The sequence below is a fragment of the Natrinema ejinorense genome (assembly GCF_002494345.1).
GTDB lineage: Archaea > Halobacteriota > Halobacteria > Halobacteriales > Natrialbaceae > Natrinema > Natrinema longum.
Genome location: NZ_NXNI01000001.1, coordinates 141,064 through 164,654 on the forward strand (window position 1 = coordinate 141,064; position 23,591 = coordinate 164,654).

Annotated in this window: 17 protein-coding genes; 8 read left to right on the forward strand and 9 right to left on the reverse strand. The window is 65.0% G+C overall.

The window, feature by feature from the left end; genetic code table 11:
- Positions 1-100 precede the first annotated feature (100 nt).
- The gene (locus tag CP557_RS00670; protein WP_097378129.1) at positions 101-604 is read left to right on the forward strand and encodes an 8-oxo-dGTP diphosphatase; all 504 of its coding nucleotides are present in this window, start codon (positions 101-103) and stop codon (positions 602-604) included.
- Positions 605-646: 42 nt separating this feature from the next.
- Here CP557_RS00670 and CP557_RS00675 read toward each other — a convergent pair whose 3' ends face one another.
- Together CP557_RS00675 and CP557_RS00685 are read right to left on the reverse strand one after the other, a co-directional pair.
- Complete coding sequence (locus CP557_RS00675; RefSeq protein WP_097378130.1) at positions 647-1,621, reverse strand: quinone oxidoreductase family protein; 975 nt, start codon at positions 1,619-1,621, stop codon at positions 647-649.
- A gap of 93 nt (positions 1,622-1,714) precedes the next feature.
- Positions 1,715-3,985, reverse strand: a complete 2,271-nt coding sequence (locus tag CP557_RS00685) for an alpha-amylase domain-containing protein (RefSeq protein ID WP_245852848.1) — start codon at positions 3,983-3,985, stop codon at positions 1,715-1,717.
- Between the two features lie 599 nt (positions 3,986-4,584).
- On the opposite strand from CP557_RS00685, the gene proS reads away from it, so the two are divergent.
- Positions 4,585-6,066, forward strand: a complete 1,482-nt coding sequence (proS, locus tag CP557_RS00690; protein ID WP_097378131.1) for a proline--tRNA ligase — start codon at positions 4,585-4,587, stop codon at positions 6,064-6,066.
- A gap of 512 nt (positions 6,067-6,578) precedes the next feature.
- On the forward strand, positions 6,579-11,135 hold the full coding sequence (gene gltB / locus CP557_RS00695; protein ID WP_211290159.1) for a glutamate synthase large subunit: 4,557 nt from the start codon (positions 6,579-6,581) through the stop codon (positions 11,133-11,135).
- Positions 11,136-11,743: 608 nt separating this feature from the next.
- Here gltB and CP557_RS00700 read toward each other — a convergent pair.
- The 3 genes from CP557_RS00700 to CP557_RS00710 all read right to left on the reverse strand — a co-directional run bounded on the left by CP557_RS00700 (position 11,744) and on the right by CP557_RS00710 (position 13,894).
- A complete protein-coding gene (locus CP557_RS00700; RefSeq protein ID WP_097378132.1) occupies positions 11,744-12,364 on the reverse strand; it encodes a peroxidase-related enzyme in 621 nt (206 codons plus the stop codon).
- A 48-nt stretch (positions 12,365-12,412) separates the two neighbouring features.
- On the reverse strand, positions 12,413-12,820 hold the full coding sequence (locus CP557_RS00705) for a GIY-YIG nuclease family protein (RefSeq protein WP_097378133.1): 408 nt from the start codon (positions 12,818-12,820) through the stop codon (positions 12,413-12,415).
- Between the two features lie 72 nt (positions 12,821-12,892).
- Positions 12,893-13,894 carry an RAD55 family ATPase gene (locus tag CP557_RS00710; protein WP_097378134.1) on the reverse strand — a complete coding sequence of 334 codons (1,002 nt, stop codon included), beginning with the start codon at positions 13,892-13,894 and terminating at the stop codon, positions 12,893-12,895.
- A gap of 175 nt (positions 13,895-14,069) precedes the next feature.
- On the opposite strand from CP557_RS00710, the gene CP557_RS00715 reads away from it, so the two are divergent.
- Entirely contained in the window at positions 14,070-15,059 is a 990-nt protein-coding gene (locus tag CP557_RS00715) for an NAD-dependent epimerase/dehydratase family protein (protein ID WP_097378135.1), read from the forward strand.
- Here the strand turns inward: CP557_RS00715 and CP557_RS00720 are convergent, their stop codons facing one another.
- The gene (locus CP557_RS00720) at positions 15,060-16,139 is read right to left on the reverse strand and encodes a M48 family metalloprotease (protein WP_097378136.1); all 1,080 of its coding nucleotides are present in this window, start codon (positions 16,137-16,139) and stop codon (positions 15,060-15,062) included.
- Between the two features lie 182 nt (positions 16,140-16,321).
- On the opposite strand from CP557_RS00720, the gene CP557_RS00725 reads away from it, so the two are divergent.
- On the forward strand, positions 16,322-17,383 hold the full coding sequence (locus CP557_RS00725; protein ID WP_097378137.1) for an NAD(P)-dependent glycerol-1-phosphate dehydrogenase: 1,062 nt from the start codon (positions 16,322-16,324) through the stop codon (positions 17,381-17,383).
- Positions 17,384-17,398: 15 nt separating this feature from the next.
- Here CP557_RS00725 and CP557_RS00730 read toward each other — a convergent pair whose 3' ends face one another.
- From CP557_RS00730 to CP557_RS00740, 3 genes are all read right to left on the reverse strand, one after another.
- Complete coding sequence (locus tag CP557_RS00730) at positions 17,399-18,220, reverse strand: ABC transporter permease (RefSeq protein ID WP_097378138.1); 822 nt, start codon at positions 18,218-18,220, stop codon at positions 17,399-17,401.
- Positions 18,217-19,155 (reverse strand): ABC transporter ATP-binding protein, encoded by a 939-nt coding sequence (locus CP557_RS00735; RefSeq protein ID WP_097378139.1) that lies wholly within the window; start codon positions 19,153-19,155, stop codon positions 18,217-18,219. The genes CP557_RS00730 and CP557_RS00735 overlap by 4 nt, the downstream gene beginning before the upstream one ends.
- Before the next feature lie 75 nt (positions 19,156-19,230).
- A complete protein-coding gene (locus tag CP557_RS00740) occupies positions 19,231-21,111 on the reverse strand; it encodes a S9 family peptidase (protein ID WP_097378140.1) in 1,881 nt (626 codons plus the stop codon).
- A gap of 198 nt (positions 21,112-21,309) precedes the next feature.
- On the opposite strand from CP557_RS00740, the gene CP557_RS00745 reads away from it, so the two are divergent.
- The 3 genes from CP557_RS00745 (at position 21,310) to CP557_RS00755 (ending at position 23,566) form a co-directional block, all read left to right on the forward strand.
- Positions 21,310-21,927: a hypothetical protein gene (locus CP557_RS00745; RefSeq protein WP_097378141.1), complete on the forward strand. Its 618-nt coding sequence runs from the start codon at positions 21,310-21,312 to the stop codon at positions 21,925-21,927.
- Positions 21,928-22,021: 94 nt separating this feature from the next.
- Positions 22,022-23,083 carry a glycosyltransferase family 4 protein gene (locus CP557_RS00750; RefSeq protein WP_097378142.1) on the forward strand — a complete coding sequence of 354 codons (1,062 nt, stop codon included), beginning with the start codon at positions 22,022-22,024 and terminating at the stop codon, positions 23,081-23,083.
- A 75-nt stretch (positions 23,084-23,158) separates the two neighbouring features.
- Positions 23,159-23,566: an HIT family protein gene (locus tag CP557_RS00755; RefSeq protein WP_097378143.1), complete on the forward strand. Its 408-nt coding sequence runs from the start codon at positions 23,159-23,161 to the stop codon at positions 23,564-23,566.
- The last annotated feature ends 25 nt before the right edge of the window (positions 23,567-23,591 follow it).

Below are 23,591 nucleotides of genomic sequence, written 5' to 3' on the forward strand. Positions count from 1 at the left end.
TTCGAACTCACCCTTTCGAGGTCACCACTCGCGTCCAGGATGGACCCGTTCGACTCGAGCAATAACCCACGTTTTTCGTCCTCCAAACGAACTGCTGAATATGATCGAAGCGACGCTGTGTTTCCCGCTCCGTGGCGGCGACCTCACGGCCACCGGCGAATCCGATGGCGAGGTCCTCCTGATCGAGAAACGACGCGGGCTCGGGGAAGGCTGGTACAACGGCCCCGGCGGCAAGTGCGAACCCGGCGAGACGCCACGGGAGTGTGCTATCCGCGAAACCCGCGAGGAGGTCGGCCTCGAGGTCCGGGACCTCGAGAAGGCGGGCGAACTCACGTTCCGCCTCGACGGCGAGACGCACACGTTCTGTCACGTCTATCGGACGCGCTCGTTTACCGGCGAACCGACCTCGTCCGAGGAGGCCCATCCGGAGTGGGTTTCGGTCGAAGACGTACCCTACGACCAGATGTGGGAGGACGACCGACTGTGGCTGCCGGGGATCCTCGAGGGAAACACCGCGGTCGGCGAGTTCCGATTCGAGGGCGGGGAACCGCTCGACGAGGCCGATTTCGTCGATCACGACCTCGAGTGGGACGTCTCGTTTTGATCGGTTTCTGCCGTCGGCCTCTCCGACGAGTAGTACGGCAGGTTACGGCTTCAGGACGATCTTCCCGGAACTCTTCCGGTCCTCGATGTACTGGTGGGCCTCGGCTGCGTCTTCGAGGTCGAACGGCTGCCCGAGGATGATCTCGAGATCGCCGCTGGCGAAGCCTTCGGTGAGTTCGGGGACGGCCTTCATGACGCGGCTCGGGTCGCGGAACGAGGCCTGTCCGAGGTGGAACCCTTTGACGGTCTTGTTCTCGAAGAGCAGCCGTCGGTTGCTGACTTCGGCGGGGACGCCGCTGGCGACGCCGTAGGTGACCATGCGGCCGAAGTGGGCCATCGCGTCGAGGCTGCGATCGAAGACGTCGTCGCCGACGCTCTCGAGGACGAGGTCGACGCCCTGGCCGTCGGTCTCCTCGTCGACGACCTCGCGGAAGTCCGTCTCGGTGTAGTTGATCGGGTGGTCACAGCCCAGCTCGGCCGCGAGATCGAGTTTCTCCTGCGTGCTCGCGGTGCCGAAGACCTCCGCGCCGGCGTTCGACGCGATCTGGACGGCGGCCGTGCCGACCCCGCCGGCTGCGGCTTGGATCAGGACGGACTCGCCCTGCTCGAGGCCGCCCCACTCGAAGAGACAGGCGTGGGCAGTGAGGAACTGGACGGGGAAGGCGGCAGCCTCGTCGAAACTCATCGCGTCGGGGACGGGAAAGAGCAACTCCGCGTCGGCGGTGACGTATTCGGCGTAGCCGCCGCCGTCGAGCATCGCGACGACGCGGTCGCCCTCCGAGAACTCGTCGACGCCGTCGCCGACCGCGTCGACCGTTCCCGCGGCTTCCATGCCGGGTACGTAGGGTGCTTCGGGGCCGTCGGGATACTGGCCCTCGCGCTGCATGATGTCCGCGAAGTTGATGCCGGCCGCTTCGATGTCGATTCGGACCTCGCCGGCGTTCGGGTCCGGCAGGTCGGCGTCGACGACCTCGAGTGTGTCACTGTCGCCGTACTCGGAAACCTCGATTGCTTGCATGTACAATCGTTTTGTGGTACGATCGCATAAAAGCGAGAGAACAGGAAGGAACCGGTTAGCCGTTGTCGACGGGGCCGTCGACTGTTGATGCGGCTACTCGTCCCATCCCTGGTGATACGGGTGGAGGTCGGTCTCGTCGTGGTTGGAGCCGGCCTCCCAGACGTCGCCGGTTTCACCGCTCGGACCGCGGCGGGTCTTCCACTCGAATTCTCCGGGATTCTCGATCGTGACTTCCCAGACGTTGCCCTCGGTCCAGGTGCCTTCGATGCCGCCGCCCCAGTTCGTGAGTTCGTCGGTGTCGCCAGTGAAGTAGACCGACTTGCCGTGGCCGACGTCGACCGTCATCCGGAGCGTGATCTCGTTCTCGAATCCGTCTTTCCAGCCCTGGTGTGCAGGGCTGCGATCCGCGTCGGTGTGGTTGTCGCCACTCTCCCAGACGTTACCGCTTCCGTCTGCGGGACCGCGGCGGGTTTTCCACTCGAATTCACCGGCGTCCTCGATCGTAACTTCCCAGGTGTCGCCGCCCGTATTTGTTCCTTCGATGCCGCCGCCCCAGTTCGTGAGTTCGTCGGTGTCGCCAGTGAAGTAGACCGACTCGTCGGGGGCGGTCGGCGCTTGGATTTCGAGGGAGATCCCTGCCCCCTCCTCACCGACGGCGAGCGTGGCAGTGTCCGAATCGGCCGAAATAGCCACTTCGAGGTCGTACTCCCCCGTCTCGAGATCGGCGCTGTCGACCTCGAACACCACTGCGGTCGATTCCTCGGCGTTGACCGAGACCTGCTCCATGAGCGTCTGGCCGTTGTCGATCGTCAGCGTCACGTCGTCCTCGAGGTCGTTCTCGCCGGCGCTGACGGTGACATCGACACCCGTCGTCTCGCCTTCGAGGACGCTGTATTCGGTCGAATCGAACTCGACGGCAGGTTCGGTCGGCTCCGTGTCGGGGACGTACATGGCCACGCCCTCGGCCGGGACGGTAAGTTCGACCCATCCCTCGTCGTTGGTGGTGACTGGCTCTCGGCCACCGACCTGGTCGACGAGCGTCGTGTTGGTCCAGGACGTCTGGACCCACTCAGACCAGTCACTCCACTCGTTCTTGTTGATGGCCGCCAGTAGATTGCCCTCGCGCTCGTAGACGTACGTGTCGGTACTGACGTACCGGTCGATCACGTCGCCGTGGGCGTACTCCTGAGAGACCGCGACGAGGTCGCGGAGCTCCCCATCGTCGAGCTCGCTCCGGTCTTCGGGGTTAGAGCGGTAGATCATTGGCATGCCCGCGTACGTCATGACGAACGCTTCAGCGAGTTCGACCGCGCGGCCCTCGGGCTGATCTTTTTCAACGTTCGGGCCGACGGTATCGTGGTTCTGTGCGAAGGTAACCGCAACCGACGGGCGGTGGTGAACGACACCTCGAGCGGCGTCCTGAGACAGTGCTTCCATGCTTCCCCCCTCGAAAGCCTCGACGATGGCGTCGTACAGTGCGTAGTCGAAGACGGTCATCCCCGTGTCGGCGAACTCGAGCAACCGATTCACGTCGTACTTCCAGACTTCGCCGACGCGCCAAAGTCCCAGATCGTCCGCGAGCGGATTGACCTCGTATTCGAAGTACCACGGCCAGACGTGGGCCGCGGCGTCGTACCGCAGTCCGTCGGCACCCAGGTTGGCGATCCGCTGAATGTACTCTCGTTGCTCGTCCTGGACGTAGGCGAGCTCGTGATTGAACGACGGCAGTCCGAGGAGGTTACACTCGTACTCGGCGGCCTCGCCGTCCAGTTGACAATCCTCGCCGAGCGTGCCGTTGTCGTGGAAGTGTTCGTTGCGATCGAACTGCGGCAGTTCCACGTAGCCGTCCGGGCCGTTTTCGTTGGCCATGTGATTCAGGACGACGTCAACGATGACTTCGATGCCGTGATCGTGACAGGTCTCGATCAGCGACTCGAGTTCCGTCTCGGTCCCGAACGACGAATCGAGGTTCCGCAAATCGACGGGCTGATAGCCCAGCGGCGGATGTGGATCGCGGAAGCCGTACGGCGAGGTCCCATCGTAGTACCCGGGTTCGCCGTCATAAGAGAGGTCCTCCCAGTCGAGGCTGCTCTCGGCGGGCTGCTGGACCCAGATTGCGTCGATGCCGGCCTCGTCGAGCCGCGGGACGTCGGCTTCGATCTCGCTCCACTCGGCGTGAAAGTACTGATAGGCGACGGTTCCGTCTTCGACCTCGGGCTGATCGGGAAGTGCTTGCCCGGTTACTGTGCCGAGTGACGCACCACCGATGCCGAGCGCACCGAGGAGTGCACTCGATTTTAGGACCGTTCGGCGAGCGATACCAGTATCCCGGGACCGGTCTCCGGGAGTGTTATTATTTACCATTTCGAATTAGGGCTCTATGTCTGATGTAATAAAACATCGCACTTTTAATTCGAATACTATATAGCATCTCATAATGCGCTGAGGGGAAAATTCACTCTTCGAAAAGGCATCATTATTGGTAACTCTAGGTGGGATATTATCGCCGAACGTGACTCGTCGCGGCCGAACCCCAATAGCTCGACGCACCCGTCCGGTTCCTGCGGCATCGACGTGTGGTTTGGACGACGTCGACGACGACTCGATGCCGTGACCGTGGCAGGGTTCGATCAGGGATCGAGGTCCCCCTTCGATCTCGAGCGGCGAATCGAGGTTCCGTAGGTCGGCGGGCTATAGTAGCCACTGAAAGTCAATGCACATCTGATCGAAAGACGGCGTTGCGATCAGTGTCTAAATAGTTTCAGTGGCTACGATAATAGCCGAGTGCCGGATGCGGACCGCAGAACCCGTACGCCGCGGTCTCGTCGTAGTGGTGCTGTTTCCATCGGAGTGAAGCTCGTTCCGTCCGAGTTCGCTCTCCGTCGGTCGTCGCATCCAGATCGTATCTGACCGGCGTCGGCCCTTCGCATGGTTTAAGACCGCGCTGGCTGGATGACGTACCAATGAGCGACGAGAGCCAGGAACTCGGCATCACCGAGTCGAAATCGCACAAACCCGGCGAGTGGTACGCCGAGGTCGTCCAGAAAGCCAACCTCGCGGACTACGCGCCGATGGGCGGGTTCATCGTCACGAAACCGCGTGGCTACGCGCTCTGGGAGGCCATCCAGGACGCGCTCGACGGCTGGTTCAAAGAAACCGGCGTCGACAACGTCTACTTCCCGATGTTCATCCCCGAGAGCTTTCTCGAGCGGGAGAAGGACGTCGTCGAAGGGTTCGATCCCGAGGTCGCGTGGGTGACCCAGGGCGGTCACGACGAACTCGAGGAGCGACTCGCCGTCCGACCGACGAGCGAATCGATCATCGCGCCGTTCATGGCCGACTGGACCCGTAGCCACCGCGATCTCCCGATGCGGCTCAATCAGTGGTGTTCCGTCGTTCGCTGGGAGGCCACGGAGACGAAGCCCTTCTTCCGCACGAAGGAGTTCATGTGGCAGGAGGGTCACACCGCCCACGCGAGCAACGCAGGCGCGTGGGAGGAAGTCTGGACCCGGCTGGGCCAGTACGAGCGCGTCTACGAGGACGTGCTCGCGATTCCGGTCCTCCGCGGCAAGAAGCCCGAACACGACAAGTTCCCCGGCGCGGATACGACGACGACCGTCGAGGCGCTGATGCCCGACGGCAAGTCCGTCCAGGGTGCCACCAGCCACAACCTCGGTCAGAGCTTCGCCGAGGCGTTCGACATCACCTTCGCCGACGAGAACGAGGACGAACAGACGGCCTACACGACCTCGTGGGGCCTCTCCTGGCGCGCGCTGGGCGCGCTCGTCATGACCCACTCCGACGATCAGGGGCTCGTGCTCCCGCCGACGGTCGCGCCCACGCAGGTCGTCATCGTCCCCATCTGGCAGGAGGATACCAAAGACGACGTCCTCGAGTACTCCGAGGGGATCGCCGAGGAACTCGAGACGGCCGGGTTCCGCGTCGAGCTCGACGACCGCGACGAGCGCAATCCCGGCTTCAAGTTCAACGAGCACGAACTCAACGGCGTTCCGCTTCGACTCGAGATCGGCCCCTACGAGGTCGACGACGAGGAAGTCACGCTCGTCCACCGACCGGACAACGAGGAGACCGTCGAGGACCGCGACGGCATCGTCGACGCCGTCGACGAGCACCTGGAGGAAATCTTCGACAAGCTCTACGAAGCGGCCGAAGAGAACCTGGAAGACAACGTCCGGGAAGCTCACAGCCCCGAGGAGATCCTCGGGACGATCGGCAAACACGGCGGCTACGTGAAGACGCCGTGGTGTGGTGACGAGGCCTGCGAGGAGGTTATCAAGGAGAAGATCGCCGCCGAAATCGTCATGCAGCCCCTGGCCGACGAAGGCGGGCAGACGGCGGGGGAAGTCCCCGAACCCGACCACGACGAGTGTGGCGTCTGTGGCGACCCTGCCGACGAGATCGCGTACTTCGCGAAATCCTATTGACGTACTCCCCGGCCTATCGTAGCTTCTGTAACGATTGACACACTGATCGCACCGCTGTCGTGCGATCAGGTGTGCAATGACTTCCGGGGGCTACGATACGAAACCGCATCGAGGAGCCGGTTACGGGAGTTCTGTCCCGATTTCGTTGGGCCCGACTCGAGCCGAATCGACTGGCAAACGACGTGAGTGTCTCCCACGCGAACCTAATTGTTTAACCCGAGGTACCTTACGGGCGGAAAGTGTGTGGATGGATGTGGTGTTCACTCTGGTGGGTGAACACTACGTGCCTCTGACATTCCCCGCTGCCGGAAGCCGTTCTTTCCGGATCGGGGTTTTGGGTGCCACGTAACGGATCCGTTTCCGGCCGGAGTTCGGGAGAAGTGGCGACGCTGTCGAGCCGTGACGCTAGTGGGTAAGGACCTCCACAATACCTTATATCGGTATATATGTGTTAATAATACGCTTAGTCATAATGGATTAGCCTCTTATAGTTGTTTCCACTAGGGGTGTGTATGTCACAGCCACATATAGCGTCATCCACCGAGCGTTCACAGGGTCTCGCCGACCCTGCCGACGCGCGGTCGAACTGCGGTGTCGGTGTCGTCATGGACCTCGATGGGGATGGGGGCCACGACATCGTCGCCGACGGACTCGAACTACTGCGGAACCTCGAGCACCGCGGGACGACCGGTGCGGAGAAAGACACCGGCGACGGGGCGGGAATCATGCTCCAGACGCCCGATTCGTTCTTCGAAAGCGTTCTCGACGCCTCCCTTCCTGACACCTATGCCGTCGGCTCGCTTTTCCTCCCACAGGACGACGGGGCACGCGACGCGCTCGTCTCGCTCGTCGAGGACACCTTCGCCACCTACGATCTCGACGTCCTCGAGTGGCGGGACGTTCCGACGAACAACGACGACCTCGGGCAGACGGCCGTCGACGCCGAACCCGACGTCTACCAGGTCGTCGTCACGCCCGCGGACGACATCTCCGGCGACGACTTCGATCGCCGGCTCTACGTCGCTCGGCGAGCGCTGGAAAACGCCGTCGAGGACGCCGACATCGACAACAAAGAGCGCTTCTACGTCGTTTCGCTGGACGCGAAGACGATCGTTTACAAGGGGCTGCTGAAGGGCGTGCAGGTGCCCACGTACTACCCCGATCTCACCGACGAGCGGATGGCATCGAACTTCGTGATGGTCCACGAACGGTTCTCGACCAACACGCTCGGTGCGTGGCATCTCGCTCATCCCTACCGAAACATCATCCACAACGGCGAGTTCAACACGATTCAGGGCAACATCAACTGGATGCGCGCCCGCGAGACCGACATCGAGAGCGACGTCCTCTCCGATCTCGAGGCGGTCAAGCCGATCATCGACGACCCCGAGCAGTCCGACACGGCGAGCGTCGACAACGCCCTCGAACTGCTGATGCAGGACGGCCGGGACCTCGAGCATGCGCTCCGAATGCTCGTCCCCGAGGCCTGGCGCGGCGACGACGCGATGGACGCCGACCGCAAGGACTGGTACGACTTCCACGCCTCGCTCGTCGAGCCGTGGGACGGTCCCGCGCTCGTCGCGGCGACCGACGGCGAACGCGTCGGTGCCGTCCTCGACCGGAACGGGCTGCGTCCCTGCCGGTACGACGTGACGACGGACAACCGACTGATCATGGCCAGCGAGGCCGGCGCGCTCGAGACGGACCCCGAGAACATCGAGGAACGGGGTCGCCTCCAGCCTGGCCAACTCTTCCTCGCCGATCCCAACGAGGGACGGGTCATCCCCGACGAGGAAGTCTTCGACGACCTCACGGACGACCGCTACGGCGAGTGGGTCGACCAGGAGCAGGTCCACCTCGACGACATTCGCACCACGAACGACCGCGCACCCCAGAACGCGGTCACGGGGCTTCGAGACTACCAGGCCGCCTTCGGCTACACCCACGACGAACTCGAGAACCTGATCGAGCCGATGACTCAGAAGGGGAAAGACCCCGTCGGCTCGATGGGCGACGACACGCCGCTATCGGTGCTCACCGAGTTCAACCGACCGCTGTTCTCTTACTTCAAACAGCTGTTCGCGCAGGTCACCAACCCGCCCTTAGACTACATCCGCGAGGAACTGGTCACCTCGATGGAGTCGCGACTGGGTTTCCAGCGCAACTTACTCGACGAGTCGCCCGAACACGCCCGCCAGCTCGTCCTCGACTCGCCGATCCTGACCGACGCCGAACTCGAGTCGGTTCGTGACTGTTCGGCAAACGACATCACAGCCACGACGATCGACATCACCTACGAGCCCGAGAGCGACGAACTCGGCGCCGACCTCGAGGCGGCGATCGAACGCGTCCGCGAGGACACCGTCGACGCGATCGAATCGGGCAACGACGTGATCGTCCTCTCGGACCGCGGCGTCGACGAGGATCGGGTCGCGATCCCGAGCCTCCTGGCGACCGGAGCCGTCCACCACCATCTCGTCCGCAACGGGCTGCGCAACCACGTCGGGCTCGTCGTCGAATCCGCCGACCCGCGGACCGTCCACCACTTCGCGACGCTGGTCGGCTACGGCGCGGGCGCGGTCAACCCGTACCTGGCCTACCAGACGATCGAGGACATCACCGCCGGCCCCGACGGTGCCGACACCGAGGTCGCGATCGACGCCTACGTCGGCGCGCTCGAGGACGGCCTCCTGAAGATCATGGCCAAGATGGGGATCTCGACGGTCGAGAGCTACCAGGGGGCGCAGATCTTCGAGGCCGTCGGTCTCGAGTCGGATCTCGTCGAAGAGTACTTCGAGGGGACCGAAAACCGGACCGAGGGGATCGGCCTCGCCGAGGTCGAGGAGGACCTCCGCGAGCGCCACGCGGCTGCGTTCGGCGACGACGGCGAGGAATCCGATCTCGACCGCCACGGCGAGTTCGAATACCGCTCGGGCGGGATCCACCACCAGTGGAACCCCGACACCGTCGGCGCGCTCCAGCAGGCGGTCCGCTCGAACGACTACGAGCGATACCAGGAGTTCGCGGCAAAGATCAACGATCAACAGCAGAACCTCCAGACCCTGCGCGGATTACTCGAGTTCGATTCCGATCGCGACCCGGTCCCGCTCGAGGAGGTCGAACCGATCAAGGACATCGTCGAGCGCTTTTCGACCGCGGCGATGTCGCTTGGCTCGCTCTCGCCGGAGGCCCACGAGAACAACTCGATCGCGATGAACCGGATCGGTGCCAAGAGCAATTCGGGGGAGGGTGGCGAACCGCCCGAGCGGTTCAACACCGAACGCGAGTGTAACGTCAAGCAGGTGGCGTCGGGCCGCTTCGGCGTTACCTCGACGTATCTCTCGAACGCGGACGAACTGCAGATCAAGATGGCGCAGGGATCCAAGCCCGGCGAGGGCGGTCACCTCCCCGGGTCGAAAGTCAACGAGATGATCGCCCACGTCCGCAAGTCGACGCCCGGCGTGGGGCTCATCTCGCCGCCGCCGCTGCACGACATCTACTCGATCGAGGACTTAAAGCAGCTGATCTTCGATCTCAAAGCAGCGAACGAGGAGGCAGACATCAACGTCAAGCTCGTTTCCGAGGCCGGCATCGGCACGGTCGCCGCGGGCGTCGCGAAGGCAAACGCCGACGTGGTCCACATCTCGGGCCACGACGGCGGGACCGGTGCCTCGCCGCGAACCTCCATCAAGAGCGCCGGTCTCCCCTGGGAACTGGGCCTCGCCGAAGCGAATCAGATGCTCTGTGCGACCGGCCTCCGCGACCGTATCCGCGTCTCGGCAGACGGCGGGATGAAGACCGGGCGCGACGTCGCCGTCGCCGCCCTGCTCGGTGCCGAAGAATACATCTTCGGGACCGCCTCGCTCGTCACCGGCGGCTGCGTGATGGCCCGGCAGTGTCACAAGAACACCTGCCCGGTCGGCGTCGCCACCCAGCGTGAAGACCTGCGCAAGCGCTACCCCGGCGAGCCCGATCACGTCATCAACTACATGACGTTCATCGCGCAGGAACTGCGCGAGATCATGGCCGAACTCGGCTTCGAGACCGTCGACGAGATGATCGGTCAGGTCGGCGTCTTGGAACAGCGCACCGACGTCGACCACCCGAAGGCCCGCAAGGTCGACCTCTCGGAAGTGCTGGCCGACCCCGGCAGCGACGTCCGCCGCAAGATCCGCGAGCAGGACCACGAACTCGAGGACCAACTCGACCGCGACCTCATCGAGGCCGCGGCCGACGCCATCGAGGAGCAGGAACCGGTCTCGCTCGAAACGGCCGTCACCAACGTCGACCGCACCGTCGGCGCGATGCTCTCGAACCGCATCACCAGCCGCTACGGCGAACCCGGCCTCCCCGAGGACACCATCACGGTCGACCTCGAGGGCACCGCCGGACAGAGCTTCGGCGCGTTCCTCGCCAGCGGCGTCTCGATGCACCTCGATGGCAGCGCCAACGACTACGTCGGCAAGGGCCTGTCGGGCGGGAAACTCACGATTCGGACGCCCGAGACCGCGGCCTACGACCCGACCGAGAACGTCTCGATCGGCAACGTGGCCCTCTACGGCGCGACCGACGGCCAGCTCTACGTCAACGGCGTCGCCGGCGAGCGCTTCGCGGTGCGCAACTCCGGTGCCACGGCCGTCGTCGAGGGCGTCGGCGACCACGGCTGTGAGTACATGACCGGCGGCGTCGTCGCCGTGCTGGGCGAGACGGGCACCAACTTCGCGGCCGGGATGTCCGGCGGCGTCGCCTACGTCTACGACCCCGACGACGAGTTCGCGGCCAAGGCCAACACCGGCATGGTCTCGCTCCACGACGAGTTAGCGGAGAAAGACGAGCGGATGCTTCGCCGACTCGTCGAGAACCACGTCGCCTACACCGGCTCCGAGCGCGGTCAGCACCTGCTCGACAACTGGGAGCGCGCCCTCGAGGCCTTCGTGAAGGTCATGCCCGAGGCCTACTACGAGGCGATCACCGAGCAAGGGAGCGACGACGTCCGCAACGAACTGCCCGGCGCACCCGAGACGACCGTCGAAGCCGAATCCGCCAGTTTCGCGGCGAGCGACGACTGACTCGCACGGACCGCCCCGAATCGATCGGTCATCCGAGTATCTCGTTCTCAGACGGTCGATCACTCCCCGACTCCTGTGAGTGGCCTCGACGTCGGCTATAGCCGTTTGTCTCGTTGTAAATCGGTTCGGGTGCTACTATACGAATCGAGACGTCAGACGTTGGAACACAGTATCCGCCACTCGAGTCTCCTCAGTCGCCTCTCCGCGTCGCGAGCGATGGCGCGTTCGATCGAGAAACAGCGGAACGATACTATAGTAGCCACGGAAACGAACGGCACACTGATCCCAACGCTGTCGTGCGATCAGGTGTGCCAGTGGCCACTATCGGAGTCAGGAGCTCACCTGCCGACTGGCGGGTATGCCGGCTGCCCACACATGAACAGGCTGCATCGGAACCGCGCGTCGGGTTCCGCTGTCTACCGGGTGTCTTCCACCTCGCACGATTACTCCCGGTAGGTGTGATCGTCGGTGGATCTCTGTGGTGCGTTCGTTGCGTGATCACCTCCGCAGTCACTCACTTTCATCTCGTCTAACTTAATCTTTAGCCCTGTCTAATCCTTTCTGTCGGCAGCTCGATCAGCCACTCACGGAACCAGTGACGGGATCGGCTACTCACGGCCGAGCGTGTGAAACTCGTCGTTCGGCCGCATCTCGGCGAAGGTGGCCATCCGATTGCTCATGTTGTAGTAGGCGGTCACGGCCGCGATGTCCCAGATCGCCTCCTCGCTGAAGCCGGCCTCCCGGAGCGCCTCGAAGTGGTCCCGTTCGATCTCGGTCGGCCGTTCGGTGAGCGTGACCGCGACGTCGAGCATCGTCCGGTGGGCCTCGTTGATATCCGCGGTTCGGTAGTTCGCGATCAGCTGATCCGCGAGCGTCGGGTCCTCGGCGTAGATCCGCACGAGTGCGCCGTGGGCGACGTTGCAGTAGTAACAGTGATTGACGCCCGAAACCGCCACGATGATCATCTCGATCTCCTCGCGCTCGAGGGCCGTGTCCTCGACGAGTGCGTCGTGATACTGGAAAAAGGCCCGGAAGTGCGAGGGCTTGTACGCGAACGCGGAGAAGACGTTCGGCGTGAACCCGGCGCGGTCGGTCTCGGCTTCGATCCGTTCTCGCAGGTCCTCGGGGAGGTCGTCGAACGCGGGGACGGGAAACCGGCCCATCGCGTCGCCGTTGAGTTCCGGGGTGGCGTCGGCCGTCGACTCGGATTCGGGTTCTGACTTACCCATAGCTACCGTTTCACAAGCATCCGTAATAATTCAGGCGACGGGTCGAGACTACTCGACGACACCGCCGGCATCGACCGCCGCCTCGAGAACGGTCTCGACGTTCGGGAACGCAAGGAGGTGTGACTCACACTCGCAGTCCGAGGCTCCGAACTCGGGAACCAGCTGGCCGGGGAGCGAGCCCGCGAGTTCACACTCCCGATCGGCGTCGGGGAACGTGATCGCGGTCTCGAGACGCGTCGCGGCGTGACCGAGCAGGTAATCGACGTGCCAGTGACGGGTCTCGCGGTCGCCGGCGGCGAGCTCGCGGTGGCGGTCGACGCGGCTGAAGCCGCCGGGCCCGAAGGCGCTGCCGACGTACGCGTACGCGCCGGCGGCGAACTCCCGCTCGCCCAGCGCACCGACCTGGATGGTCGTCGATCGGTTCACGTCGATCACGAGGACGTACGTACCGCTCATACCGGCTGGTCGGGATAGCGGCGACAAAAACGGGGTGGTTCCGCCCGCGGCCTGCAATGCAAGCGTGGACCACTAGCGCGGACGGTTCGGCCGTGACGGATCGGTTCCGATATCGTAGACCTGTCGGGCGTCCGTCTTCGGTCCGAACGCGAACAACCCGCGGGCGGGTTCGTACTCGTAGGTGACCCACTGCGGGAGGAACTGGGCCCCGACCAGTTTGCGAACGGCGAGCTGTTTGAGCCGAGCCGACGGGGTCAACTGATCGGTCAGCCGGAGATCGACGATGCCGTCGAAGACGTACTCCACGGGGTCGTCCTCGTCGTCCGCTGCCGTCGCGGCGGCGACGATCGGGACGAACCGGGCCTTGGAGACCGTCGCCCGGATCTCCGTGACGAAGTCCTGAACCAGTTGCCCCTGGAGCAACGACTCGAGTTCGTCCAGCGAGTCGATCGTGACCAGCCCGGTTTCGGTCATCTCGAGGTCGTCGAGCGCGCCGTACAGGCTGTTCGCCATCTCGCGACGGTCGCTCGGATCGCGCACGTCGACGATGGCGTCGGCGGCGGCCTCGCCGAGGAACGCCGACCAGTCGTTGCGCTTCTCGAGGAAGTCCTCGCGGTCGTCGAGTCGATACGTGAAACAGTCGATGATCCGCAGTCGGTCGTTTTCCAGCGCCGGCAGGACGTTCCAGCCGTTCGCGTAGAACCGCTCGAGCGTCGCCGTCGGCGGATTCGCGACGGAAACGACGACGGCGGGCTCGCCCCGCTCGAGGGCGCGCCAGGCGAGTTCGATCCCCAGTTCGGCGCGACGGGTTCCCTCCTCACCCGAGAGTAAGAGCAACGAGTCGGCGGGGATGCCGTTCGGGAGCAGCGAGTCCAGGGGTTCGACGCCGCTACGGATCCGCTTGTAGGCGCCGGGATCGGACATCGTCGACTCGTCGGCGGCGGCGTCGCGGCAGGCGACCGAACAGTATCGGCCCTCGTTGCCCTCTTCGGGATCGCCCGGAATCGGATACTGACAGTGGTCGCACTCGAGTGGATACTCGGCGGTGCGATCCGTCCAGAACTGCGCTGACATACCGACCCCGTCTACGCGGAACGGAATCAAAGAACCCTCCCCTGAACGGTGTGGCTCCTGGGACGCTACCGACCGCGACCACCCCGCGAGCCGGTGGCCGGTTTGGCCGCCGATCGTCGTCGATCGTAATCCGTCGGTTCGCCACAGTTTTCCCCCGCAGGCCTGTCGGTTACGTATGGACAGCGCACTCGTTATCGGCGGCACTCGCTTTATCGGCCGCCACCTCGTCGACGACCTGCTCGACCACGAGTACGACGTGACGATCTTCAATCGGGGGACCCACGACGACCCCTTCGCGGACGACGACCGCGTCGACCACGTCGAGGGCGATCGGACGAACGACACGGCTCTCGAAGCAGCTGCGACGACGGTCGATCCCGACGCCGTCTTCGACTGCGTAGCCTACCACCCCAAGGACGTCCGCGCCGCGACCAGGATCTTCGGGGAGTGTGAGAGCTACGTCTCCGTCTCGAGCGGAGCCGCGTACGGTCGCGAGGAGATCCCAAAGCGCGAAACCGAGACGCCACTCGAGCCCTGTACAGCCGAGCAGGCGACCGACGACTCCGCCGAGACCTACGGCAATCGCAAAGCCGAGTGTGATCGAGCGGTGTTCGCGGCGGCCGAGGACGGGGTCCGTGCCATGGCGGTCCGACCGCCGATCGTCTACGGTCCCCACGACTACACCGAGCGCCTGGACTGGTGGATCGACCGCGTGAACCGGTTCGACCGCGTCGTGGTCCCCGGCGACGGGACGAACGTCTGGCACCGCGTGTACGTCGACGACGTCGCCAGCGCGCTACGGATCGTCGCCGAACAGGGTGTGGCCGGCGAGGCCTACAACGTCGGCGACCGGCGGCTGGTCACGCTCGAGGAGATGGTCGAGTTGATCGCCGAGTCGCTCGCCACCACCGTCGACGTCGTCCACGCCGGCCCGCGCGAGCTTGCGGCCGGCGAGATCGAACTCGACGACTACCCCCTTTATCGGGAGTATCCCCACGTGCTCTCGACCGCGAAACTCGCCGCGCTGGGCTGGGAATCGACGCCGCTCGAGGAGGCGATGGAACGGGCGGTCGACGACCACCTCGAGAGCGACCGGGACGGGGACGAGAACGGACCGGACCGCGAGGCCGAGGAGCGCGTCCTCGGGATCCTCGAGACGCTCTGATCAGGCATCGCGAATGCGCTCGAGCCGTCGCGCCGTCGACGGCCTCGACGCGAGCCGTTCGTGGAGTCGTCCGCGATCGTCGGCCAGATCCGCGGTGGCCTCGTACGCGCTCGCGAGGTCGTCGGCACCGACCGATCGAGCGGCGCGACGGTCGGCAGCGAACTCACAGCGCTGGAGGTACCAGGACAGGAGCGGCCAGACGATGGCGAGCGCGGGGAGCGCGACGAGCATCGATCGCCAGACGGTCAGGGTCAGGACCACTCCGAACAGCAGAGACACGACGAGTGCTCGGCGCTCGAGGAGTCGGAGGTCGTCGGCCGCGTTTGCCCGTGCACACAGTGCCGTCAGTTCGTCGTCGTCGAGGGCGTCGAACGCGTGGTCGGTAGCGTACAACCGCCGGTTCCGGAACGATCCGCCGAGGTAGGGGCCGGCCGTTTCGGTCTCCTCGCCGGGAAGGACGCCCGCGAGCGGTGCCGTCAGGTCGGCTCGGTCGGCCGCGGCCTCGAGTCGTCGTCGCTGGTGGGCCGTCGGCTCGACGAGTTCCTGTGAGAGCTGCACGCTGTACTGTGACCAGACGGAGACCCAGACCAGGAGCACCGCGAACAGGATCGGAATCAGGAACGGACTCGGATCCGACAGCCTGACGAGGACGATCAGCGGGGCGATCATACCGAGACAGAGCACCGCCATCGCGACGAGGTACTTTGCGAGACGACCGACCGCAGTTGCAGCCGAGATCTCGAGGCCGCGCCGCTCGCGGGCGTAGGGAAAGACGCCGAGGTACGTGACGAGGACCGCGACGATCGTTCCGATCGCCGTCGGGACCCAGGCGAGGGGAGCCGCCAGTCTACCGGCCAGCGCCGGATGGATCGACGAGAGAGCCGTCTCGGTTGCGTCGACGAGGCCGAATAGTGTGAGGCCGACGACGGCCGTGAGGCCGACGAGGGACAGCAATCGGTACGTTCCGCGCGATCGATGAGCGTCGCCATGGCCGCGGCCCGTTGTGTACGAGCCGTACAGTCGGCCTGCGAGGTGGCCGACGACGAGCAAGCCGAGCCAGAACGCGACTGCCGCGATCATATTCGCCGGTTACAGTTGGAAATTTTACAATCCATCGCATTCGTCACGGCGGAAGCGGACGGGTCAGCGACGCGCTCGGGTATCGCTCGCGTCGATCACATCGGGACCGATCACGGCGGGTTCGCGTCGATCGACGCGCCGACGAGGAAAAACACATGTCCCGGGGGTGTGTCAGGGCCAGTATGTTCGAGAAGTCGACGTGGATCCGTCTCCCGCGAAACGTCGTGGTCGGCCACGGCGTTCGCAGCGAGGTCGTCGACGTGGTCGACGATCTCCACTTACAGGGGCGGCCGCTGTTCGTCACGAGTCCGACGCCCCGAACCGTCGCTGCCGACCCCATCGCGGCCGACTTCGAAGCCGCGGGGATCGACCCAGCGATCGTCACGATCGAGAAAGCGACCTTCGACGCCGTCGAACGGGTGATCGAGGTCGCCGAGGCCGAGGCGGTCTCCTACCTCGTCGGCATCGGCGGCGGGAAGGCCATCGACATCGCGAAGATGGCCAGCCACCACCTCGATATGGGGTTTCTGTCGGTTCCGACGGCGGCGAGCCACGATGGGATCGTCAGCAATCGCGGCTCCGTCCCGGACGGTGATTCCCGTCACAGCGTCGCCGCGGAACCGCCGCTGGCGGTCGTCGCCGACACCGGAATTCTCGCCGACGCCCCCTGGGAGCTGACGACCGCCGGCTGTGCCGACATCATTTCGAACTACACCGCCGTCATGGACTGGCGGCTCGCCCAGCGATTGAAAGACGTCGAGTACTCCGAGTACGCCGCTGCGCTCTCGGAGATGACCGCCGAGATCCTCGTCGACAACGCCGATCTCATCCGACCGGGGCTCGAGGAATCGGCCTGGGTCGTCACCAAGGCGCTGATGTCCTCCGGCGTCGCGATGAGCATCGCCGGCTCCTCGCGGCCGGCCAGCGGCGCGGAACACCTCTTTTCGCACCAGCTCGATCGGCTTGCCCCCGGAACGGCTCTCCACGGCCATCAGGTCGGCGTCGGCTCGGTCATGACCGCCTACCTCCACGGCGGCGACCGGGGCATCTGGCGCGACATTCGGGACGCGCTGGCGAGTATCGACGCGCCGACGACCGCGGCGGAACTGGGAATCGACGACGAGACCGTGGTGGAGGCCTTAACGACCTGCCACCGGATCCGCGACCGCTACACGATCCTCGGCGACGGGATGAACGAGCGGGCCGCTCGAGACGTGGCGACGAAAACCGGCGTCATCGATTGAATCGCCGTCGGGGCCTCAGCTCAGATCGGCCCGCTCGAACCGCCAGAGGCCGAGGACGATCGGGACGACGATCCAGCCAAGCAGGATGGCGACCATCATCTCTCCCTCGAGGAACCACGGCACGTCCGATTGAACGGCACGGAAACTGTCGGGAAAGACCAGATCCGTAGCGTTGACGTACGAGGCTGTCGGACTGAGCACCGACTGAACGAACATGATCTGGTTGCCGGCGATATCGAGCCCCGCGAGGTCGTTGAGCACGTAGTTGATCGCGAGGCGAAGTGGGCCAAACAGGTTCAAGACGTTCGTCACGAAGAAGAAGCCGATCGCGCCCCCCATTGCGCGCGACCGGGACGCCGTCGCGGCCGAGATACCGATCGCGACGGCGATGTACGTCAGCGCGTAGAGGACGGTCAGTACTGCGACCCCGACGAAGGTCTCGATCTCGAGTGAGGGGTACCAGCGGACTGCGAACCCGGCGCTGAGGAGGAACGCGGCGAGGATGGAGATCGTGACGACCGCCGCCCGGGTCAGATACTTGCCGAAAACGACGTCCCGGCGGCTGTTTGGAATCGACAGGAGGTACTTGACGCCGCCGGACTCGCGTTCGCCGGCGATCGCCAGATACGCCGAGACGAGGGCGATCAGTGGAATGAACATCGCACCGATGCCGGTGAGGTTCCGCAGCGCGGTCTTGATGTCGGGGTTCGGCACGTTGGTTTGCCCGAAGTAGATCATCAGTATCATGAAGAAGGCGTAGAGTCCGGCGACGAACCAGACGATCTTGGATCGCCGGACGTCGAGGAAGTCCTTCCGCGCGACGTCGAGCGTGCTCATGCCGTCACCTCCGGGGCCGGTACCGTCTCCTCCCGCTCGCCGTTCGTGTACGTATTGAACAGTTGCTCGAGCGAGACGTCCTCGGAGACGATGTCGCGGACGGCAGTCGCCGATGCGACGCGTTCGACGACGTCGACCTTGACCGTGGGATCGGCACAGGTCGCGGTGATCGTCGTCCCATCGACGCTGACCGATCGAACCCCCTCGAGTCGCTCCAGATCGAGGCCGTCGGGAACGGCGTCGACCTCGAGCGTGATCGGTGCGCCGAGATCCAACTCGCCCTGGAGGTCGTCGGGCGTGCCGGTCGCGACCAGTCGCCCCTCGTTCATGATGCCGATGCGGTCACAGATCGCTTCGACCTCCCCGAGGATGTGACTCGAGAAGAAGACGGACGTTCCGCGGTCGGCCTCCTCGGTGATGATCTCGCGCATTTCCTGCATTCCGGTCGGATCCAGCCCCGAAGAGGGTTCGTCGAGGATCAGCAGGTCGGGATCGCCGACCAGCGCCATGCCAAAGCCCAGCCGCTGGGTCATCCCCTTCGAGTACCCCCCGGCAGCGCGATCACCGTCGCCGGCGAGGCCGACTCGTTCGAGGAGGGCGTCGGGGTCGTCGTCGGCGCCTTTCGTGTCGATGACCCACTGGAGGTGTTCGCGTGCGGTGAGTCGATCGTAGACGCTCGCTCCTTCGGGGAGGACGCCGATACGGTGGCGAATCTCGTCGGTATCGGCCTGTACGTCGAGTCCGAGCACCGACGCAGTCCCGTGTGTCGGCCGGACGAAATCGAGGAGCATGTTGATCGTCGTCGACTTCCCGGCCCCGTTCGGGCCCAGAAAGCCGAACACTTCGCCGTTCTCGACGGTGAGATCGAGGTCGTCGACAGCGAGGACGGACTCGCCGTAGCGCTTGGTGAGTCCGGTCGTCTGAATGGCGGCCATACCCGACACTCCACGACCTCTTCATGTATACTTTTTGTAATTATTCAACTAACTAGTTCGTCGATCGGCGGTCGATCAAACGTGCTCGTCGAGGAAATCCGCGATCTCGGAGTACGCCTCGATGCGGTTCTCGAGTTTCGAGAAGCCGTGACCCTCGTCCTCGAAGATCAGCTTCCGGACGGGGACGCCTTGCTCGGCCGCCTTCTCGGCGATCTGTTCGGCCTCGCCGACCGGGACGCGCGGATCGTTCTCGCCGTGGAGGACGAACAGCGGTGCCTCGATGTTCTCGACGTTATTGATCGGCGAAATATCCTCGAGGAACTCGCGATCGTCGGCGAGCGAGCCGTATTCGGCTTCCCGGAGTTCGCGCCGCCAGTCGCCGGTGTTCTCGAGGAAGGTGACGAAGTTGGCGATGCCGACGACGTCGATCCCGGCGGCCCAGCGGTCGGGGTACTCGGTCAGCGCGGCCAGCACCATGAACCCGCCGTAGGAGCCACCCTTCGCGACGATTCGGTCGGGATCGATCGCGGGGTGGTCCTGCAGCCAGTCGACGCAGGCGTCGATGTCGGCGACCGAGTCCATTCGCTTTTCGACGTCGTCGAGGCTGGCGTAGTCGGACCCGTAGCCCGACGATCCCCGCACGTTCGGCTCGAAGTAGGCGTAGCCCCGGTCGAGGAAGTACTGCTTGACGCTCGAGAACGAGGGCCGGCGCTGGCTCTCGGGGCCGCCGTGGATGTCGACGATGACGGGGACGCCGTCGCCGTCACCCTCGACGGCGTCGGTTCCGTCGGGCAACGTGAGGAACCCGGGCACCTCGAGGCCGTCGAAACTCTCGACAGCGACCAGTTCGGAGTCCTCGAACGATTCCGGCGGAATGCCTGCAGTCGGCGCACTCGTCCACTGTTCGGCCTCGCCGGCCTCGATGTCGTGCGACTGCGTCGCACTGCCCGAGGAACGTCGTTCCTCGATGTCGACGACGAAGACGTTCGTGTTGATCGTTTCACCGGTCGTCGAGAGGGCGAACCGCTCGGCGTCGGGATCGAAGCTCACGCCGCCGGAGATCCCGCCCGGCAGGTCGGGTTCGGCGAACGTCTCGAACGACGTTGGGTCGTCGGGATCGAACTCCCCGACCGTCAGATCGGTGTAGCCCTCGACGTTTCGCGAGTAGACGAACCGTCCGGTCTCGTCGTCGAGTGCGATCCCGTCGACGTTCCAGCCATCGCCGTCGGCGACCGTCTCGAGCTCGCCGCTCTCGATGTCGAGATAGGCCAGATACAGCGTGTCGGCCTCGCCGTCGTCGGTGACCAGATAGATCCCCGTACCGTCGGGTGCCCAGCTCGCGCTCTGATAGCGGACGTCGCCCTCGTGGGGTGTGAGATGCTCGAGTTCCCGCTCGTCGGCCGCGAGGTCGAGCACGTACAGGTCCTGATCGAAGTTGGAGTAGGCCTGCGAGACGAGCAGCCGGGAGTCGTCGGGGCTCCAGCCCGACAGCGAGAGCCAACCGTCGCCCTCGTAGACGAGCCGTGCGTCGTCGCCCGTCTCGTCGCGACCCTGCACGTAGACGTCGAAGACGGACTCGTCGCGACGGTTCGAGGTGAAGGCGAACCGCTCGCCGCCGTGGCTCCAGCCGCCCCAGCGGTGTTTGGCCGTAGGCATCGTCGTTACGTTCTCAATCACCCCCGTTTCGGCGTCGAGGCGGAACAGCTGTGCGCGCTCGTTGCCGCCCTCGTCCATCCCGAAGATCAGTTCCGGCCGCTCGGGCGACCACGAGGCGAAGGTCACCCGTTCGTCGTAGAAGGTCCGCTGCTCGGGCCAGGCGCGGGCCGACTCGAGGGTCCAGACCTGTGCGGTGCCGGTCGTATCCATCAGGAAGGAGAGCCGTTCCCCGTCGGGGCCGAAGGAAGCGCCGTACGCGCTCCGAACGTTCAGATAGCGCTCGATGTCGTAGCTGCTCATGCCAGAGCCGTACGGACTCGACGGCGTAGTCGTTTCGGTCGCCGGTGGGGTGCGTGGAGGCGAGTAGGTGCCGATTACGCCCGATCGGCCGTCCGTCTCGGGACTCGAGCCGGTGGCGAGTCGGAGCCCCGTCGTCGGAGCGGCACGGTCGGCGATGGCTGTGCTTAACAAAACGACCGAATCTGGCAGGGACGGTCAATGGAAGGCGAAACCGACGCGTCCCCGGTCGGGACCGTCCTCGTGACGACCGTCCTCATCCTCGCGGTCTTCGGGCTAACCGTTGTGGCCGTCGGTCCGGAACTGTTCGTGGCCGACTCGCTCGACGAGCCCGAGACCGAGGGTGACGCCGAACCGCTCGGGACGGGTGGTGACGGCTCCGGAGACGACGGTGTCGATTCCGGGAGCAACGAGTCGGACGCGAACTCGACCGCCGGAAACGAAACCGAGAGCACTGACGACGGGTCGGCCGACGGAACCGAGAGCGACGGTGGGTTCCCGTTCGATACCGACGATGAGGGGGACGCTGACGACGACGCAGAGGACGGGGACGAGACCGACGAGAGCGACGCGGAAACGGACGACGATCCGTTCGATACGGATGACGGCGAGGATGGACCGGACGAGGGTGACGCCGAACCGGATGACGGCGAGGATGGACCGGACGAGGGTGACGACGAACCGGATGGCGGCGAGGATGACGAAGGCACTACTGACGGCGAATCCGATACCGACTCGGACGATACCGACGATAGCGTTTTCGATGGCGTCGATTCGTTCCTCGAGGATCGCGGTCTCGACGACGCGACCGACGACTGAACAAGGGCACCCGCCACGACGCGACGACGACGTTGCGCCGGTACGCTGCGAGAAAAAAGTGATTTTATAGCCCGCGACTGCGTGGCGGCCGAGTATGCGCGTCGCGTTCGTCTCGTTGAAGACGGATCACCACCACGATACTGAGACGAACCAGCGGTTCCGGACCGTTCTCGAGTTGCTGGCGGAACGCGGCCACGACGTCCACTGGTACTGTAGCGGGTTCTGGGCCGGCGAGGAGACCACGTTCGAAGACGGCGAAATCACCTATCACGCGGTTTCGACCGGCCCGGAAGCCCGGAGTTCGTTTCTCTGTCGACTCCCGTTCGTCCTGGCGGCTGCGGGCCCGGACGTGGTCCACGTCGGCGCACGCCCGCCGAGCCAGGTCCTCGCGGCCAGCTGGGGCGCGACGCTCGCTCGAGTGCCCCTCGTCCTCGAGTGGTACGGCGACGGCGGCGTGACCGAGACGCGGTGGACGCGGTTCGCGACCGGGCGACCGGATCGGATCGTCACTCCCTCGGAGCTCGTCGGGACGTGGATCCGCGAACTCGGGGCCGACGGCGACGTCGTCGAGACCGTGCCGAATCCGATCGACTGCGACCGAATACGAGCCGTGGAGCCGGGCGACGCGGTCGACGTGATCTACGCCCGACGGCTCGACGAGGGTGCCAACCTCGAGAGCCTGCTGTTGGCTCTCGCCGAACACCGCGACCGCGAGTGGGAGGCGACGGTCGTCGGCGACGGCCCCGAGCGGGACGCCTACGAGGAACTCGCAAGCGACCTCCGGATCGCGGATCGCGTGACGTTCGTCGGCGACCTCGACCTCGAGGAACGGATCGCGGCGTATCGCGGGGCCCACGTCTTCGTCCAGACGGCCGACCACTGCGTCTTCCCGACGGAGATGCTGTGGGCGATCGCGGCGGGCTGTGTCGGCGTCGTCGAGTACCACACGAACTCGAGCGCTCACGAGCTCGTCGAGGGGTGGGATCGGGGATTCCGGACCACCAGCGAGGCGGAACTGGCCGAAGCGATCGTCGCCGCGGGCGACCTCGAACACCGCGAGTACGACGATACCTTCGCCGACTACGACCGGTCGGCGGTGGCAGACCGGTATCTCGAGCACTACCGCAAGCTACGGTCGGAGTACGGGTTGTTCTAGGCGTTTGCGAGCGCCGATGTCAGCACCGTCTTCGAGTAGGGTTACCTATATGTTCGATCGCAAGAAAAGCCGGCTATGGACGACTGTGAGTTCTGTCGGATCGTCGCCGGTGAGCGTCCGGCCCACGTTCTCTACGAAGACGAGCGAACCGTCGCGTTTCTCGACGAAAATCCCGCCATGACGGGACACACCCTCGTCGTTCCCACGGTCCACGAAGAGGACCTCGTCACGACCGACGAATCGACCTCCATGGCGGTCTTCGAGACGGTTCGGACTGTCGGGAACGCACTGAAGGCGGCGCTCGAGCCGACCGGCTTCAGCGTCTTTCACACCTCCGGACCCCTGGTCGGGACCGTCGATCACGCACACGTCCATCTCGTGCCGCGCTTCGCCGACGACGACGTGACGCTGTCGCTGTCGCGCGATCGGCTCGATCCCGACGAGGGGACGCGACTGCGGGACCGCGTTCGAACACAGCTGTGACCGCGTCCGTTTCGGGGCCCGACTC